Below are 14,841 nucleotides of genomic sequence, written 5' to 3'. Positions count from 1 at the left end.
AAATAGTAATACAATTAAAGTGTGAAAATATTAGACAGATACATTTTAAACACTTACCTAAAGACCTTTATCAGCGTGTTTTTAATACTCATGCTGATTTTTGTTTTACAAACAATTTGGCTATTTATTAAAGAATTAGCGGGTAAAGACTTAGACCTAATTGTCGTTTTAAAGTTCTTACTTTATTATTCACCAAAGCTAATTCCTTTAGTATTACCACTAACTATACTACTTGCGTCTATAATGGTATTTGGTAATTTTGCCGAAAACTATGAGTTTGCAGCCATGAAATCTACTGGTATCTCATTACAACGTGCCATGGCTGGTTTAGGTATATTTATTGGTATACTTGGTGTTACCACATTCTTTTTTAGTAACAGCGTAATACCTTGGGGAGAATACAATTCTTATAACCTTAGAAAAAATATTCAAAAATTAAAACCTGCAATGGCTATTGCAGAAGGGCAATTTAACGATGTTGGCAACTTTAATATTAAGGTGGAAGAAAAAAGTGGCTTAAATGGCAAAGACCTTAAAGGTGTTGTAATACATGTAAAAAGCAGCTCGACAAGAGGAAATAAAAATTATAGAACAATTGTTTCAAAATCTGGAGAACTTATTGGTAACGAAAAATCTAGTGTATTAAAACTAATATTGCATGATGGCTACTTTTATGATGATACGCCTCCTAACAACTTTAAAGAAAGAGAAAAAAATCCTCTAGTAAAGAGTGCCTTTAAAAAATACACCGTCAACATAGATTTATCGGAAGAAAATAGTCAAGATTTAGACGAAAAAAATGTATCCGACAAATACAGCATGCTTAATATTGCAGATTTAAACTATACCATAGACTCACTAACCGTAGAAAATAAAAAAGACTTTGATATCTTTTCTGAAGATTTATACAACAGATCTCAAGTAGCCTCACTTGATAATGGTTTACGCTTAAAAAAGGACACCATTTTTAATGGAGATGTATTAAGTTTATATGAAACTAAAAAGAAAATTCAACTAATAGATTTAGCATTAAACAGCACGAACAGTACGAAGCAAATGATGAATACTAAAGTGAAATTTATTGCAAACAAACAAACCAATTACAATAAGCATATTGTAGCATTTCATGAAAAATTTGCTTTAGGTTTTGCCTGTATCATTCTATTTTTTGTAGGTGCGCCACTAGGGGCATTAATTAGAAAAGGAGGAATAGGCTTACCAATGGTTATTGCTATTTTATTATTTTTAACCTATCACTTTATTGGTATTTTCGCAAAAAATAGTGCAAACGACGGAAGTATAAACCCAATGATTGCACCTTGGATTTCCACAATGATCATGTTTCCTCTTGGCGTTTTCCTAACGAAAAGAGCAACTGCTGATAGAGGTTTATTTGAGTTTGATCATATTATTGAACCAATAAAAAAAGTATTTAAAATACAGTCGGATACTGAAAAAGATTCGGTAACTGAAGAATATGAAGTAAAACCGGAAAATAAAGAGAAAGTAAAATCGATGTTTAAAAACTATAGTTTTCATTCTAAAACGGCATTAATTTTTTATATCTCTGGACTCCTTTTAATTATTTTATACCTCGTTTTTAAAAACAATAAACTTCCTAATTTTGCTTCCGCAGCAGTACAATTAAGTATCATCTCTTTTGCAATGACACTTATCTACTATGTAAAATCATTTTTAAACACCAATGCTCTTTATGCTTTATTAGAGAAGAAAACAAATTCTAAAAACCCAATAATATTACTTCTTGGTTTCGTTTTTTATCCTTTAACACACTTTTTAAAACGAAATAAAATTAATGAAGACTTTTCAAATACATTAAAATAAGAATATCTTTGCAACATGATAACAAAAGTAGAAAACAGCAATAAAAAAAGTTATAAACTAAACACTATTGAAGATGCCATTAATGACATTAAAAATGGAAAAGTAATTATTGTTGTAGACGATGAAGATAGAGAAAATGAAGGCGATTTTTTAGCTGCAGCAGAATTAGTAAGCCCTGAAATGATAAACTTTATGGCTACACATGGTCGTGGTTTAATTTGTGCACCTTTAACAGAAGACCGTTGTAAAGAATTAGGGTTACACATGATGGTAACCAATAATACAGATCCTATGGAAACTGCATTTACAGTTTCGGTAGACCTAAAAGGTCAAGGAGTAACTACTGGGATCTCTGCTAGCGATCGTGCTTTAACTATTAAATCTTTAGTACAAAAGGACACGAAACCTTTCGACCTAGCAAGACCTGGACATATTTTTCCTCTTGTCGCAAAAGAAGGTGGTGTTTTACGTAGAACAGGCCATACAGAAGCTGCTATCGATTTTGCTCGTTTAGCTGGGTTACAACCTGCTGGAGTTATTGTAGAAATAATGAACGAAGATGGAACCATGGCACGTTTACCACAACTTTTTGAGGTAGCTGAAAAATTTGATTTGAAAATTGTTTCTATTGAAGACCTAGTCGCTTATAGAATGGATCACGATTCTTTAATAGAGAAAAAAGAAGACTTTAACATTGAAACTCGTTTTGGTAGTTTTAGATTACGAGCATACCAACAAACAACAAACGATCAAGTTCATATTGCACTTACTAAAGGAGATTGGACAACAAATGAACCTGTTTTAACAAGAGTAAATTCAACACTAATAAACAATGATATTCTTGGTACGTTAACTAATAATGCAGATGAGAAGCTAGACGATATGTTTCGTGTTATAAATCAAGAAGGAAAAGGTGCCATCTTATTTATTAACCAACAATCGCAATCTTTAAATTTATTAAAACGTCTAACGTTACTAAAAGAAAATCAAACCGAAGGATCCATAGCTAAAGCTCCGGCAATAGCAATGGATAATAAAGATTTTGGTATTGGAGCTCAAATACTACATGATTTAAACATTCATAAACTTAAATTAATATCTAACACACAACAAACAAAACGTGTTGGTATGATTGGTTATGGATTAGAAATTGTAGAATACGTAGGCTATTAATAACAATCTATAGCATACGAAAAGAGAAACCATCTAGCCTTAGCTTAGGGTTTCTCTTAACATCGATTAATAGCATCTTTACTATTTTACCAAAAAATAAATATGCGATGTATTTCTCGGTTTATTGTATTTTATGTAGCTCTTGATTATTGTCTTACCCACTTCTGAATATTACCAGAACCATTATAACCAACTGAAATGCTTAAAGTATCTGCAACTCCAAGTTCCATAAATGAATTATAGTAATTATAATCGCTACCAAGCTCTTCGTAAATAAAACTATTAGCATCAATTGCATATATATCTTTCCACTTAACATCTCCAATATTAAATCCAGATAATGCCGCATCCGTTATAGTACCAGTTGTATTAGTTACAGCTATTACAAGATCATTATTTGTTGTATTGTTACCTCCTACTCGAATCCAACTTCCTTCAAGTACTTCTAAAAAAACACTTTGTGGAGTATAATTGGATTCTCTAACCCATTTTTGAATATTCCCAGCACCAGAATGGTTTACATCTACACGCAAAGTATCGTCTACTCCATATTTTATGGTAGCTGGATAATAGTTGTAATCACTACCCAACTCTTCATGTGTATATTCTCCAGCGCCTAATCCAAAAATATCTATCCACTTTTCATCCCCAATAGCATAACCAGATTGTTGCGGGTCTGTTATCTTTCCAATATTGTTATCGACATGTATTTTTACACCATTATTAATTGGGTTATTGCCACCAACTCGTATCCAGTTTCCCTGTAAGTCATTTAAAGAAGTAGATTGTTGTTGCTGTTGTTCGTTATCTTCTAATCCATCTATGCTACAAGACACAGATACAATAGCAAGAATTGTAAAAAGAAAAAAATTTTGGTTAATTGTTTGTAATAATTTCATGATTAATAGACTTTTAAATAATTAGATTTTAACATTTATACTCTAAAAATCAAAAAGGTTAACATTATGAAAATAATTTTTTAAGCAAAAAAAATCCCTTTTAAGCATTTGCTAAAAAGAGATTTTTTACATTTTATTTTTTTCTACAGAATTGCTGTTCTTATAACTTGTTGCATTTTCTTTGCTCGTTCTTTAACCTCAGCCTCTGTCCAAGATAGTTTTATTAAACAAGATATATTTCTAGCAATAAAAGCATCAGACACAGAATAATCTGCTTTTTCCAGATATTTTAATCCTTCTTTTACTTCGGCAGGAATAGGATACAATGTCTTTAAATCTTTAAGGTGTTGCCATTTTCTAATATAATGCCATTGGTTATCATAATAATGAAAACAGGCATCGATACCATTTTCTTTTAGTGCAGTCGAAGCTTTTCTAGACGTTTCTAAATCTGGCAAAAAGAAACTTAAAAACGAATAACTTTCCACTCCTCCTTCTGGAACGGTTCTAAAAGTAACTTCTGGTATTTGTGATAAAGCATCTTGAAGTATGCTATAGTTTTTTTTCTGTATCGCAACAAACTCATCCAATCTATTTATTTGTGCTAAACCAACTGCTGCATGTAATTCGGAAATTCTAAAGTTGTAGCCTAAAAAAGGATGTGTTTCTGCACCTCTATCGTTTCCTTTATGATCGTGACCATGATCACTAAAATGATCGGCATGTAATGCGTATTTAGGATTGTTGGTAAGTACAGCTCCTCCTTCGCCAGCAGTAATAATTTTCACAAAATCTAAAGACAAGCAACCTAAATCACCAATACTACCAAGTGGTTTTCCTTTGTACGTTGCACCAGTTGCTTGCGAAGAATCTTCAATTAAGATTAAATCATTAGCATCACAAATTCCTTTTAAGGCATCTAAATCGGCCATACTTCCGCACATATGCACAGGCATAATTGCTTTTGTATTTGGTGTAATTGCTTTTTTTACTGCTTCAGGATTTAAAGTAAGTGTATCGTCAATATCTACTAAAACCGGAACAGCGCCAAGCATCATAATCGCTTCAAAACTTGCAACAAAAGTAAATGTTGGCATAATCACCTCATCTCCTGCTCCAATTCCTGCAGCAGCTAATGCAATAGAAACTGCAGCTGTACCACTTGATACTAATTGTGCGTGTTGTACTTGTAGTTTGTCTTGTAAGGCTTGTTCTAGTTCTTTTGCTTTCCAATGTCCATTTCGCATGGCATCGAATCCATAACGCATGAGCACGCCGTTTTCTAATACGTCGTTTACTTCTTTACGTTCTTTATCTCCAAAAAGTTCAAATCCTGGCATATACTTATATCGTTATTAAAAAGCAAATTTACGATTAATCTTAGGAATAAAAAAAGCGCTAAAACTATAAGTTTTAACGCTTTTTAATAGGTTTACATTTTATTAGTAATTCTCTAAAACAGAATCTACAAATGCATTGTGTCTATCGGTTTCACGCAAGAAAGTATATCCTGAAATTTCACCAATTACATTCCCCTTATCGTTTAAAGCTACAATATTAGGATAGCCTCCACTTTTATTATATTTATTAACTAATGCTGTGTTTTTTTTCTTTTGTTCTGGAGTAATAATATCCACTCTTCTTGGCATATCTACCATTAATAAAACCATATTATTTGCTTTTTCTTCAAACTCTGGAGTATTAAAAAAATCCTCCTTTAACATCTTACATGGAGGACACCAATCGCTTCCTGTAAAATATACTAAAATGGGTTTCTTTTCTTTAGATGAAATAGATTTTGCTTGGTTAAAATCTGTTAACCAATTAAGATTAGATATTGCTTCTTCTTGAGCAAACACAGTGCTTACAAAGGCAAAAGCTATTATTAAGATTAGATTTTTCATTTTGGGATTTGGTTTTGTGGGTTTTACAAATGTATCTATTTTTTTAATATAACAACAATCTTGCCAGTTTATTGTTTGTGTATAATTACGGATTCTGAAACTTTTTTTCTTACTTTTTTAAATCCTGCAAATATATCATCTTCTGCTCTGTAACCAATTGGCATTATTAATACCGATTTTAAACCTTTCGTTTTTAAGTCTAAAATTTCGTCGTATTTATTAGGATTAAAGCCTTCCATTGGACAAGCATCTACTCCTTGCGTAGCACAAACGGTTAGCATGTTTCCCATAGCAAGATACGCTTGCTTGGTTGCCCAATCTTCGATAGCTTCTTGTTGTTTATTAGAAAAATCTTCGATTAAGAAATCTCTAAAAGGTTGTAAAATCGCATCTGGAGTGTTTCTTAATTGTTTCACTCTATTAAAATAATTTAGAATAAATGCTTTATCAATATTGGTTTCAATACAAAATACGAATACATGCGAAGCTTGTGCTACTTGCTGTTGATTCATAGAATGTGTAACCAAACTAGCCTGTAATTTTTTATCTTGAATTACCACCAACTTTATAGGTTGCAAGCCATACGATGTTGCAGTTAGGTTAAAAGCATCACACAAAATTTGCAAAGATTCTGGGTTTATTAACTGCGATTCATTGAAGTTTTTGGTTGCATATCGCCAAGATAGATGGTCTATTATATTCATTTTAAGTATTTATTTTCGCAAAAGTACTATTTGTAACGCGTTAATTACCAAGTTGTCTCTAAATATTATTTCGTATTGCTAAAAAAAAAGAAATAAAACTTCATTTTTTTATTGGTAAGAAGCAAAAAGGATTATATATTTGCACTCGCATTTGGAGAATATCCAATGAGGCACTCAAGGAGAAATGGCAGAGTGGTCGAATGCGGCAGTCTTGAAAACTGTTGAGGGTCACACCTCCGGGGGTTCGAATCCCTCTTTCTCCGCAAAAAGCCCTGTAAACGCAATGTTTATAGGGCTTTGTTTTTTTAGGTGTCAGCCATTTGATATTTTCTCAATCTCTTCTCAAACTATCTACGACGTACTAAACGCTTTTAAAATCTTAAGATCTAATTAAACATCTCACTATTTAAATCCTTTCTTATAACATAAAATCAACAAAATGCTGGCCTTTACAAAGTGTTAGTATTGTTTTTTGTCTAATTATTTTAAAAAATAGTTAGACATTTTGTATCTTTATAAAAATTTAGTGATAAAATAGATACCAAATACACATGTTCGGAGTATTCAAAAAGAAATCAGAGAAAGAAAAACTAAAAGAACAATATGCTAAACTCCTAGAAGAGGCATATACACTTTCTACAACCAATAGAAAAAAAAGTGATCAAAAAACATTTGAAGCTGAAGAAGTAATGAAGAAACTAGCAAAATTAAACCTATAAACGCACTTTGATGATAAAAAAAAAGAAACCGGACAATGTTGTTTTTAATGAAGATACACAAAGATATGATGCAGCTATTAAACCTTATGCAACTTCTGTAGGCGCACCTAAAATTACTACCACAGATACCATTGCTTGGAAAAACAGAAGCATCCATAAAATTAACCACAAAGTAGAAACCAAATATTTGGAGCTTAAATCTGCCTATGAAAAGTTAATGCAAGAATTTGAATACAACAAACTTATTTTTGAAGCTACATTTTCTTTTGAACCTATTATTGGGCAAGTATATCACCTATACAAAAGAGACAACAACGAAACTTTTCTTTCTATTATAGCACCTGAAGAATGTAATTTTAATGCACTAGGAAGCTTTTATTTAAATGCAGAACAAATTTGGGAAAAAGTATAAATGGCCTCAGTAAAACAACAAAACATATTATTTCCTATTTCTTACACAGAAATACTTGAACGTATTCGTACTATAGACCCCATTAAATATACCACAACAAGAAATTATACAAATGGTGCTGTTAGCTACTTATCACCTTATATTTCAAGAGGTGTGATTTCTACAAAATTGATACTTTCAGAAATATTACAAAGCGGTTATCCACCCATACAAATAGAAAAATTCATTCAAGAACTAGCATGGAGAGAGTATTGGCAACAGGTTTGGATTGCAAAAGGAGATAGTATTAATGAAGACATGAAACAAAAACAAACACCCGTTTTAAATAAAGGAATTCCAACGGCTATTTTAAATGCGAATACTGGTATTGAAGCCATAGATAAAGCGATTGTAAATTTTTATGCTACAGGATATATACATAACCACGTACGCATGTATATTGCTGCTTTAACTTGTAACATAGCGCAAAGTCACTGGAAACTTCCAGCACAATGGATGTATTATCATCTATTAGATGCAGATTGGGCTAGTAATGCACTAAGTTGGCAATGGGTTGCTGGAACTAATGCAAATAAAAAGTATGTTGCAAATCAAGACAACATTAATAAATATTGTTTTACAGACCAAAAAAACACGTATTTAGATGTCAGTTATACGCATCTTCCTTTGTCTACTATCCCCTCGAAATTGCAAGACATTTCAAGCTTAAGCTTAAAAACAATACTACCAAAACAGAAAGGTATTACCATAAATAAAAACCTTCCTACTTGTATTTATAATTTTTATAATCTAGATCCTAATTGGAAAAAAGAAATTAAAGCAAATAGAGTTTTATTATTAGAGCCTTCGCATTTTGAAAAATACCCAATAGCACAGAAAACTTTAGATTTCATTCTTGTAATTTCTAAAGAAAACATTACAGATATACAAATCTACATAGGAGAGTTTGATGCGTTTACTACCAAACACCCTTCTACAAATGTCTATTTTAAAGAACACCCACTACAAACACATTACAAAGGCACAGAAGTACCTAGAGATTGGATGTTTACAGTAGATGGCTACTACCCTTCTTTTTTTAGTTTCTGGAAAAAATGTAAAAAACAGCTAGATTATTGAAAAAACAGGTTATAAATATAGTTTGGTTAAAGCGAGATATACGCTCTCAAGATCACGAACCTTTATTTAAGGCTGAAGCAGATGGTACGCCATATTTTATTGTTTATTTATTTGAACCTTCTTTAATTAGGCATCCAGACACAAGCTTAAGACATTTACAATTTGTATATAATTCTATATTAGAATTAAATAAAACGCTTGCTCCTTTTAATAGAAAGGTTGAAGTGTTTTATCAGGAAGCTATTGAAGTATTTAGATATCTGCATCAAAAATTTGAAATTAAAAACCTATTTAGTTATCAAGAAAGCGGAATACAAATTACATGGCAAAGAGATAAATTATTAAAGACATTCTGTAAAACAAAACATATTATTTGGAAAGAATTTCAAAGAGATGGTATTATACGTGGCATTAAAAATAGAGATACTTGGAATACGCTATGGGGTAAAACAATGCATACAGCTATTTGTGTAAACACCTATTCGGTTAATCAAATGGATGCATATACACATCCTTTTATACTTCCTCAAAAACTAGAAAAAAAACTACAAGCATACCCTAAACAGTATCAACCTGCTGGAGAACGTAATGCATGGCGTTACCTCAAGAGCTTTACAGAACAAAGGGGCTTTAACTACCAAAAACACATTTCAAAACCTACACAAAGCAGAAAGTCCTGTAGTAGGCTATCGCCTTACTTGGCCTGGGGCAACATAAGTATTAAACAAGTTTTTCAATTTGTGGGTACACATCCTAACGGTACTAAAAACAGCAATGCATTTTCTGCTATGTTAACTAGGTTACATTGGCATTGTCATTTTATACAAAAGTTTGAAACCGCTTGTAGCTATGAAACGGCTTGTATTAATAGTGGTTACGAATTACTAGCACACACTAGAAACAATGCTTTTTTAAAAGCCTGGAAAACAGGAACTACAGGTTACCCTTTAATTGATGCCTGCATGCGAGCAGTAAAAGAAACAGGATGGATTAACTTTAGAATGCGTGCAATGGTCGTTTCTTTTTTAACATTAAATCTAGACCAAGACTGGAGAGACGGCACGTATTATTTAGCCAAACAATTTTTAGATTATGAACCTGGTATTCATTATCCGCAATTTCAAATGCAAGCTGGTACAACTGGAATAAACACGGTTCGTTTGTATAACCCCATAAAAAATTCTAAAGCGCATGATCCTGAGGGTGTATTCATAAAAAAATGGGTTCCTGAACTCACTAACGTGCCTATTCCACATATTCATGAACCCTGGAAAATGACCGTAATGGAACAAACCTTTTACAATTTTACGCTTGGCAAAGATTACCCTTTTCCTATTGTAGATTTACAAGAAAGCGCCAAACAAGCACGAGATAAAATCTGGGGACATAAAAAACACCCTGTAGTAGAACGAGAAAAGAAACGATTACTAAATACACTGGTTAACAAAAAATAATATGATTTACACAAAAAAAGACATACAAGAACTTGACCGTATTAACCGATTAAAAATCATCAATTCGGTAACCGGCATTAAACCTGCTAACCTTGTTGGCACAATAGATAAAGAGGAAAACACAAACCTCGCTGTATTTAGCTCTGTAGTACATTTAGGAAGTCATCCTGCATTAATAGGAATGATTTGCAGACCTAAAACCACAGCTTTTAGTCATACATACAAGAACATTCAACAAAATGGGTATTATACTATTAATCATATTCATCCTGAGTTTATTAAAAATGCACATTATACTTCAGCAAAATTTGATGCTACGGTTTCCGAATTTGAGCGTTGCAATCTTACAGAAGAATTTAGTGCTGGTTTTAAAGCGCCATTTGTAAAAGAGAGCACTTTTAAAATGGGTTTACAATTTAAAGAAGCCATAGATATAAAGTGCAACGGAACCATATTAGTTATTGGAGAAATTGAACACCTCATCCTACCTGATACTGCTATTGTTGATCAAGATCTTGATTTAGAGGCTACCAATAGCGTTGGTATTTCTGGGTTAAACACGTATTATGCTTTGCGAAAAATAGAAAAACATCCCTACGTGAGAGTAACTGAAGTTCCTGAATTTTAAAATGAAAAAACAACACCTTCCTGAAAAAATTTGCATCGTTTGCAATCGTCCGTTTACTTGGCGCAAAAAATGGGCAAAGCATTGGGAAGCTGTAAAATATTGCAGTGTACGCTGCAGAAAGAACAAATGAAAAACATAAACCTTGTATTTCCGCATCAGTTATTTGAAGCCTCTCCGCTATTTAAAAACGATGCTCCTTTTTATATTGTGGAAGCGTATTTATTTTTTAAACAATATGCTTTTCACAAACAAAAAATTGCCTTCCATAGAGCGACTATGCAGCGGTATGCCGATTTTCTTCGGGAGGAGAAAAATGCAGTAGTATATTATGTAGAGGCTATAGCGCCTATTTCTGATATACGCATCCTGCTTCCTGAATTAAAACGCCAAGGGGTTTCGCATATTTACTATATAGATCCTACCGATAATTGGTTGCAAAAAAGATTGGATTTGGGTTTCCGCGAAAGCGCTATTTCTAGCACCCAATATGCGTCTCCATTGTTTTTAAATACTACAGAAGATTTAAGTGCATTTTTTAAGGTTGATAAAAAGAAATACCACCAAACTTCTTTTTATACAGCACAGCGAAAAAAACGCAATATTCTTATTGATTCTGACGGAAAACCTACAGGTGGGAAATGGACTTTTGACAGTGAAAACAGAAAAAAATATCCTGCTAAAAAAACAGCTCCTGTTATTTTTTACCCCGATACAGACAAGTATTATGAAGAGGCTAAAACCTATGTAGAAAAGCATTTTCATTCGCATTTAGGTACACTAAGTGCTTTGCCCTTATACCCTACTAGTTTTGAAGCTTCTCGCGTATGGTTACAGCAGTTTTTTGAACAGCGTTTTATGGAGTTTGGTACGTATGAAGATGCTATTGTTGCAGAAAGTACCATACTAAACCATAGTGTATTAACCCCCATGCTTAACGTTGGTTTGATTAGCGTTTCTGAAGTTATAGATTCTTGTTTAATCTATGCGGAAGCTAATACTATCCCTATTAATTCTACCGAAGGTTTTGTTAGACAGATTATAGGTTGGAGGGAATTTATTAGAGGAATGTATGCCTCTAGAGGAAGCGATGCACGAACTAGTAATTTTTGGCAGTTTAAAAAGAAAATACCTGCATCCTTTTATACTGGTACTACAGGGATTGTTCCTATTGATAAAACCATAAAAAAAATATTGCAAACGGGTTACTGCCACCATATTGAGCGCTTAATGGTTTTGGGTAACTTTATGCTGCTTTGCGAATTTGATCCAGACGAAGTATATAAGTGGTTTATGGAACTTTTTATTGATGCCTATGATTGGGTAATGGTACCCAATGTTTATGGCATGAGTCAATTTGCAGATGGAGGCTTAATGGCTAGTAAGCCTTATATAAGTGGTAGTAATTACCTTATAAAAATGAGCAACTACAAAAAAGGTACTTGGCAAGCAACTTGGGATGGTCTTTTTTGGAGGTTTATGCATACCCATAGAGCATTCTTTTTATCTAACCCAAGATTAGGAATGCTGATACGTATGTTTGATAATATGCCTGCCGAAAAACAACAAATGCACTTAAAAAATGCAAATAACTATTTACAATCTTTATAAGTTATTATTATGGCTACACTTTTTTTTAATACCAGTTATAAGAATGAAAAATACACCAAAACTTGTACTGAAACTCTAGGTCCTTCGTTTAGCTTTCTAGAAAAAATAAAAATGGGAGGTGTTGGCTCTAGTAGGTTTATCCTTTCTGAAATTAGCACAACACTTTGTTCGTTAGAAACAACTGCTTCTATTAAATATTCTAATATAGAATTAAGACCTAAAGGTATTATAGTACACTTTACTAATAATTTAGATCGGTATTCTTGGGTTATCCCCTACTATAGATTAGTACTATACAGTACACAAACTTTTAGTATTCACGCCAATGGGCATTTTATACGGTTTCGGAAAAACAAAAACTATAAAAACAATATTCGGTTTATTGCTAAAATGACTGCCTTAAAAAACACCTTTCTAGACTTGCGTTATTATGATTATTAACCTAAATACCACTGTACAACTACTAATTTTACTTATTGTAACCATGGAACAACCTATACTTCTTTTTGACTTTAAAACGAATAGCAACACCAAAGAATGGCAGGTTGTGGACGATGTAGTAATGGGAGGCAAATCTTCTGGGCATTTTTATGTTGCCCCTACAGGTCATGGTGTGTTTGAAGGACATGTTTCTTTAGAAAACAATGGTGGATTTTCTATGTTGCGGTATCGTTTTGACAAAATAAACACCCATACTGTTTCTAAACTTATTTTAAGGGTACAAGGGGATGGAAAAAGGTATCAATTTAGAATAAAAAGAAAGTCTTCTGACTACTACTCTTATGTCACTTATTTTGACACCACAAAGGAGTGGCAAGATATTAGTATAAGGTTATTAGACCTCTACCCTACGTTTAGGGGGCGCAAGCTGGATATGCCAAATTATGACGGATCTGCTATTGAAGAAATTGCTTTTTTAATTGCTAACCAAAAGGCAGAAACCTTTGTACTGAAAATAGATGCTCTTTTTTTACATTAAAAACGGTTTGTAATCATTGTAGTTGCGCTTTAACATGTGCTGTATCTGTTTTTATCTACACCCGACGCATATCCGACGTATATCCGAAGGAGCACCGAGGGAGCACCCGAGGAGATACTAGTACGCAGTTCTTGTATTTTTGTTTGTTGTGCTTTTTTGTTGTTATATTTTTTACTTCTAGTTTTCATTTTTATGAGATTCTTAATTGCCTTTCGGGTATTTGTAAGAATTTTAAAATTTATCTGCTATAATTCGTTAGTTATTAAAAGACTGAGAAAATTTTCTATATTTTGTTGCGAATGCCTGATTTGGATACGCTTTTGAATACGAAAATATTTTATATGTTTGATTTACAGTTAATTGTATTAGGTGTTTATTTACTATCTATATAATACCGGTTTTATAGAGAACTACAAAAAACCCTTTTTATTTATACACCCATATTTGGCCATACTTGGGTATTTTGTTTAACTAGATGCGTTATGTAGCTTTCGTATGCCATAAGCTACATGCATCATAAATTTTAATAATATGGCAAAGAACAATTCATTTATTCGTTTGGAAGGGACCTTAGATGGTTTAACCTTTTTTAGAAAGAACGGCGACAATTTTGTGAAAACCAAAAGTAACGTTAGTAAAAAACGCATATTAAACGACCCTGCGTACAAGCGTACGCGAGAAAATATGCAAGAATTTGGAGGTGCAGCGCGATGCGGTAAAGCCTTTAGAGAAAGCTTTTCTGGAATTGCCAGATTGGTTGGTGATAATTATTTAAGCGCACGAATTACGGGTATTATGCGTAACGTAGTATCGAATGGTATTGGTACTCGTGGTTCTCGCAGCATTAATGTGGTAGATAATAGCGCTACTTTTTTTGGTTTTAACTTTGATAAGACCAAGCCTTTTGACAGTCAGTTTAACGCTCCTAATGTAGGGCCAACTATTAATGCCAGTCGGGATACCGTAACTTGGTCTATTCCTGATTTTAATACAGAAACGTATATTAATATACCAGAAGGTGCCACCCATTGTAAACTAGCATTAGCCGCTGGTTATACCAGTAATTATGAATGGGAACCTGCTCTAAAATCTTATGAGCCTGTAGAAGAAAATGCTAATGGACATGGCGATGTAAGCTATAGCGATGCTATTGCTTTAAGTGGTATGGTTGGTGCAGCAACCGATTTAACAGTAGACTTAACGGCTTATGCGCCTATACCCGCAACTACATCTTTATTTGCAGGAACTGCTATTGTGTTTTACCAAATGGTAAATGGCGAATTGTATGCCCTTGCACAAGGGCATTGTATGCAAATAGCTGCTGCTGGTTAACTTTTTAACAAGGTAGTAGAAACATCCCATATGGCTTTGCTGTATGGGATTTTTTGGTTCTTTTC

16 protein-coding genes and 1 tRNA gene are annotated in these 14,841 nt (G+C 33.0%); 13 read left to right on the top strand and 4 right to left on the bottom strand.

The features are described 5' to 3' along the window. Positions 1 to 21 precede the first annotated feature (21 nt). Positions 22 to 1,845: an LptF/LptG family permease gene (locus Q4512_RS10150; protein WP_368389417.1), complete on the top strand. Its 1,824-nt coding sequence runs from the start codon at positions 22 to 24 to the stop codon at positions 1,843 to 1,845. 15 nt (positions 1,846 to 1,860) lie between these two features. Further along, the gene (gene ribB / locus Q4512_RS10145) at positions 1,861 to 3,018 is read left to right on the top strand and encodes a 3,4-dihydroxy-2-butanone-4-phosphate synthase (RefSeq protein ID WP_303424167.1); all 1,158 of its coding nucleotides are present in this window, start codon (positions 1,861 to 1,863) and stop codon (positions 3,016 to 3,018) included. A 146-nt stretch (positions 3,019 to 3,164) separates the two neighbouring features. Here ribB and Q4512_RS10140 read toward each other — a convergent pair whose 3' ends face one another. The 4 genes from Q4512_RS10140 to Q4512_RS10125 form a co-directional block, all read right to left on the bottom strand. Continuing rightward, on the bottom strand, positions 3,165 to 3,917 hold the full coding sequence (locus tag Q4512_RS10140; protein WP_303424166.1) for a hypothetical protein: 753 nt from the start codon (positions 3,915 to 3,917) through the stop codon (positions 3,165 to 3,167). Between the two features lie 143 nt (positions 3,918 to 4,060). Next, the gene (locus Q4512_RS10135; RefSeq protein WP_303424165.1) at positions 4,061 to 5,257 is read right to left on the bottom strand and encodes a DegT/DnrJ/EryC1/StrS aminotransferase family protein; all 1,197 of its coding nucleotides are present in this window, start codon (positions 5,255 to 5,257) and stop codon (positions 4,061 to 4,063) included. Positions 5,258 to 5,359: 102 nt separating this feature from the next. Continuing rightward, positions 5,360 to 5,821, bottom strand: a complete 462-nt coding sequence (locus tag Q4512_RS10130; protein WP_303424164.1) for a thioredoxin family protein — start codon at positions 5,819 to 5,821, stop codon at positions 5,360 to 5,362. 68 nt (positions 5,822 to 5,889) lie between these two features. Then, entirely contained in the window at positions 5,890 to 6,525 is a 636-nt protein-coding gene (locus Q4512_RS10125) for an NAD(P)H-dependent oxidoreductase (RefSeq protein ID WP_303424163.1), read from the bottom strand. A gap of 178 nt (positions 6,526 to 6,703) precedes the next feature. On the opposite strand from Q4512_RS10125, the gene Q4512_RS10120 reads away from it, so the two are divergent. The 11 genes from Q4512_RS10120 to Q4512_RS10070 all read left to right on the top strand — a co-directional run bounded on the left by Q4512_RS10120 (position 6,704) and on the right by Q4512_RS10070 (position 14,776). Next, a tRNA-Ser gene (locus Q4512_RS10120) sits at positions 6,704 to 6,788 on the top strand. 288 nt (positions 6,789 to 7,076) lie between these two features. Then, the gene (locus Q4512_RS10115) at positions 7,077 to 7,244 is read left to right on the top strand and encodes a Lacal_2735 family protein (protein WP_303424162.1); all 168 of its coding nucleotides are present in this window, start codon (positions 7,077 to 7,079) and stop codon (positions 7,242 to 7,244) included. A 10-nt stretch (positions 7,245 to 7,254) separates the two neighbouring features. Continuing rightward, positions 7,255 to 7,656: a DUF2452 domain-containing protein gene (locus tag Q4512_RS10110; RefSeq protein WP_303424161.1), complete on the top strand. Its 402-nt coding sequence runs from the start codon at positions 7,255 to 7,257 to the stop codon at positions 7,654 to 7,656. Further along, entirely contained in the window at positions 7,657 to 8,775 is a 1,119-nt protein-coding gene (locus tag Q4512_RS10105) for an FAD-binding domain-containing protein (RefSeq protein WP_303424160.1), read from the top strand. Further along, the gene (locus Q4512_RS10100; RefSeq protein WP_303424159.1) at positions 8,772 to 10,229 is read left to right on the top strand and encodes a cryptochrome/deoxyribodipyrimidine photo-lyase family protein; all 1,458 of its coding nucleotides are present in this window, start codon (positions 8,772 to 8,774) and stop codon (positions 10,227 to 10,229) included. Before Q4512_RS10105 ends, Q4512_RS10100 begins: the two co-directional genes overlap by 4 nt. A gap of 1 nt (position 10,230) precedes the next feature. Then, a complete protein-coding gene (locus tag Q4512_RS10095; protein WP_303424158.1) occupies positions 10,231 to 10,857 on the top strand; it encodes a flavin reductase family protein in 627 nt (208 codons plus the stop codon). A gap of 1 nt (position 10,858) precedes the next feature. After that, on the top strand, positions 10,859 to 10,987 hold the full coding sequence (locus tag Q4512_RS10090) for a DUF2256 domain-containing protein (protein WP_303424157.1): 129 nt from the start codon (positions 10,859 to 10,861) through the stop codon (positions 10,985 to 10,987). After that, complete coding sequence (locus Q4512_RS10085) at positions 10,984 to 12,465, top strand: cryptochrome/photolyase family protein (protein WP_303424156.1); 1,482 nt, start codon at positions 10,984 to 10,986, stop codon at positions 12,463 to 12,465. Before Q4512_RS10090 ends, Q4512_RS10085 begins: the two co-directional genes overlap by 4 nt. A 9-nt stretch (positions 12,466 to 12,474) precedes the next feature. After that, positions 12,475 to 12,906 (top strand): hypothetical protein, encoded by a 432-nt coding sequence (locus Q4512_RS10080; RefSeq protein ID WP_303424155.1) that lies wholly within the window; start codon positions 12,475 to 12,477, stop codon positions 12,904 to 12,906. Then, a complete protein-coding gene (locus Q4512_RS10075) occupies positions 12,896 to 13,444 on the top strand; it encodes a CIA30 family protein (RefSeq protein WP_303424154.1) in 549 nt (182 codons plus the stop codon). The genes Q4512_RS10080 and Q4512_RS10075 overlap by 11 nt, the downstream gene beginning before the upstream one ends. Before the next feature lie 531 nt (positions 13,445 to 13,975). Then, positions 13,976 to 14,776 (top strand): hypothetical protein, encoded by an 801-nt coding sequence (locus Q4512_RS10070; RefSeq protein WP_303424153.1) that lies wholly within the window; start codon positions 13,976 to 13,978, stop codon positions 14,774 to 14,776. The last annotated feature ends 65 nt before the right edge of the window (positions 14,777 to 14,841 follow it).

This window comes from Oceanihabitans sp. 2_MG-2023, from assembly GCF_030547245.1.
GTDB lineage: Bacteria > Bacteroidota > Bacteroidia > Flavobacteriales > Flavobacteriaceae > Oceanihabitans.
This window is presented reverse-complemented; position numbering and strand designations above follow the sequence as displayed.

Coding starts and splice junctions, on each gene's coding strand:
- Q4512_RS10135 (WP_303424165.1), bottom strand. CDS start 5,257: ATGCCAGGATTTGAACTTTTTGGAGATAAAGAACGTAAAGAAGTAAAC.
- Q4512_RS10130 (WP_303424164.1), bottom strand. CDS start 5,821: ATGAAAAATCTAATCTTAATAATAGCTTTTGCCTTTGTAAGCACTGTG.
- Q4512_RS10140 (WP_303424166.1), bottom strand. CDS start 3,917: ATGAAATTATTACAAACAATTAACCAAAATTTTTTTCTTTTTACAATT.
- Q4512_RS10070 (WP_303424153.1), top strand. CDS start 13,976: ATGGCAAAGAACAATTCATTTATTCGTTTGGAAGGGACCTTAGATGGT.
- Q4512_RS10085 (WP_303424156.1), top strand. CDS start 10,984: ATGAAAAACATAAACCTTGTATTTCCGCATCAGTTATTTGAAGCCTCT.
- Q4512_RS10075 (WP_303424154.1), top strand. CDS start 12,896: ATGATTATTAACCTAAATACCACTGTACAACTACTAATTTTACTTATT.
- Q4512_RS10090 (WP_303424157.1), top strand. CDS start 10,859: ATGAAAAAACAACACCTTCCTGAAAAAATTTGCATCGTTTGCAATCGT.
- Q4512_RS10105 (WP_303424160.1), top strand. CDS start 7,657: ATGGCCTCAGTAAAACAACAAAACATATTATTTCCTATTTCTTACACA.
- Q4512_RS10080 (WP_303424155.1), top strand. CDS start 12,475: ATGGCTACACTTTTTTTTAATACCAGTTATAAGAATGAAAAATACACC.
- Q4512_RS10110 (WP_303424161.1), top strand. CDS start 7,255: ATGATAAAAAAAAAGAAACCGGACAATGTTGTTTTTAATGAAGATACA.
- Q4512_RS10095 (WP_303424158.1), top strand. CDS start 10,231: ATGATTTACACAAAAAAAGACATACAAGAACTTGACCGTATTAACCGA.
- Q4512_RS10125 (WP_303424163.1), bottom strand. CDS start 6,525: ATGAATATAATAGACCATCTATCTTGGCGATATGCAACCAAAAACTTC.
- ribB (WP_303424167.1), top strand. CDS start 1,861: ATGATAACAAAAGTAGAAAACAGCAATAAAAAAAGTTATAAACTAAAC.
- Q4512_RS10115 (WP_303424162.1), top strand. CDS start 7,077: ATGTTCGGAGTATTCAAAAAGAAATCAGAGAAAGAAAAACTAAAAGAA.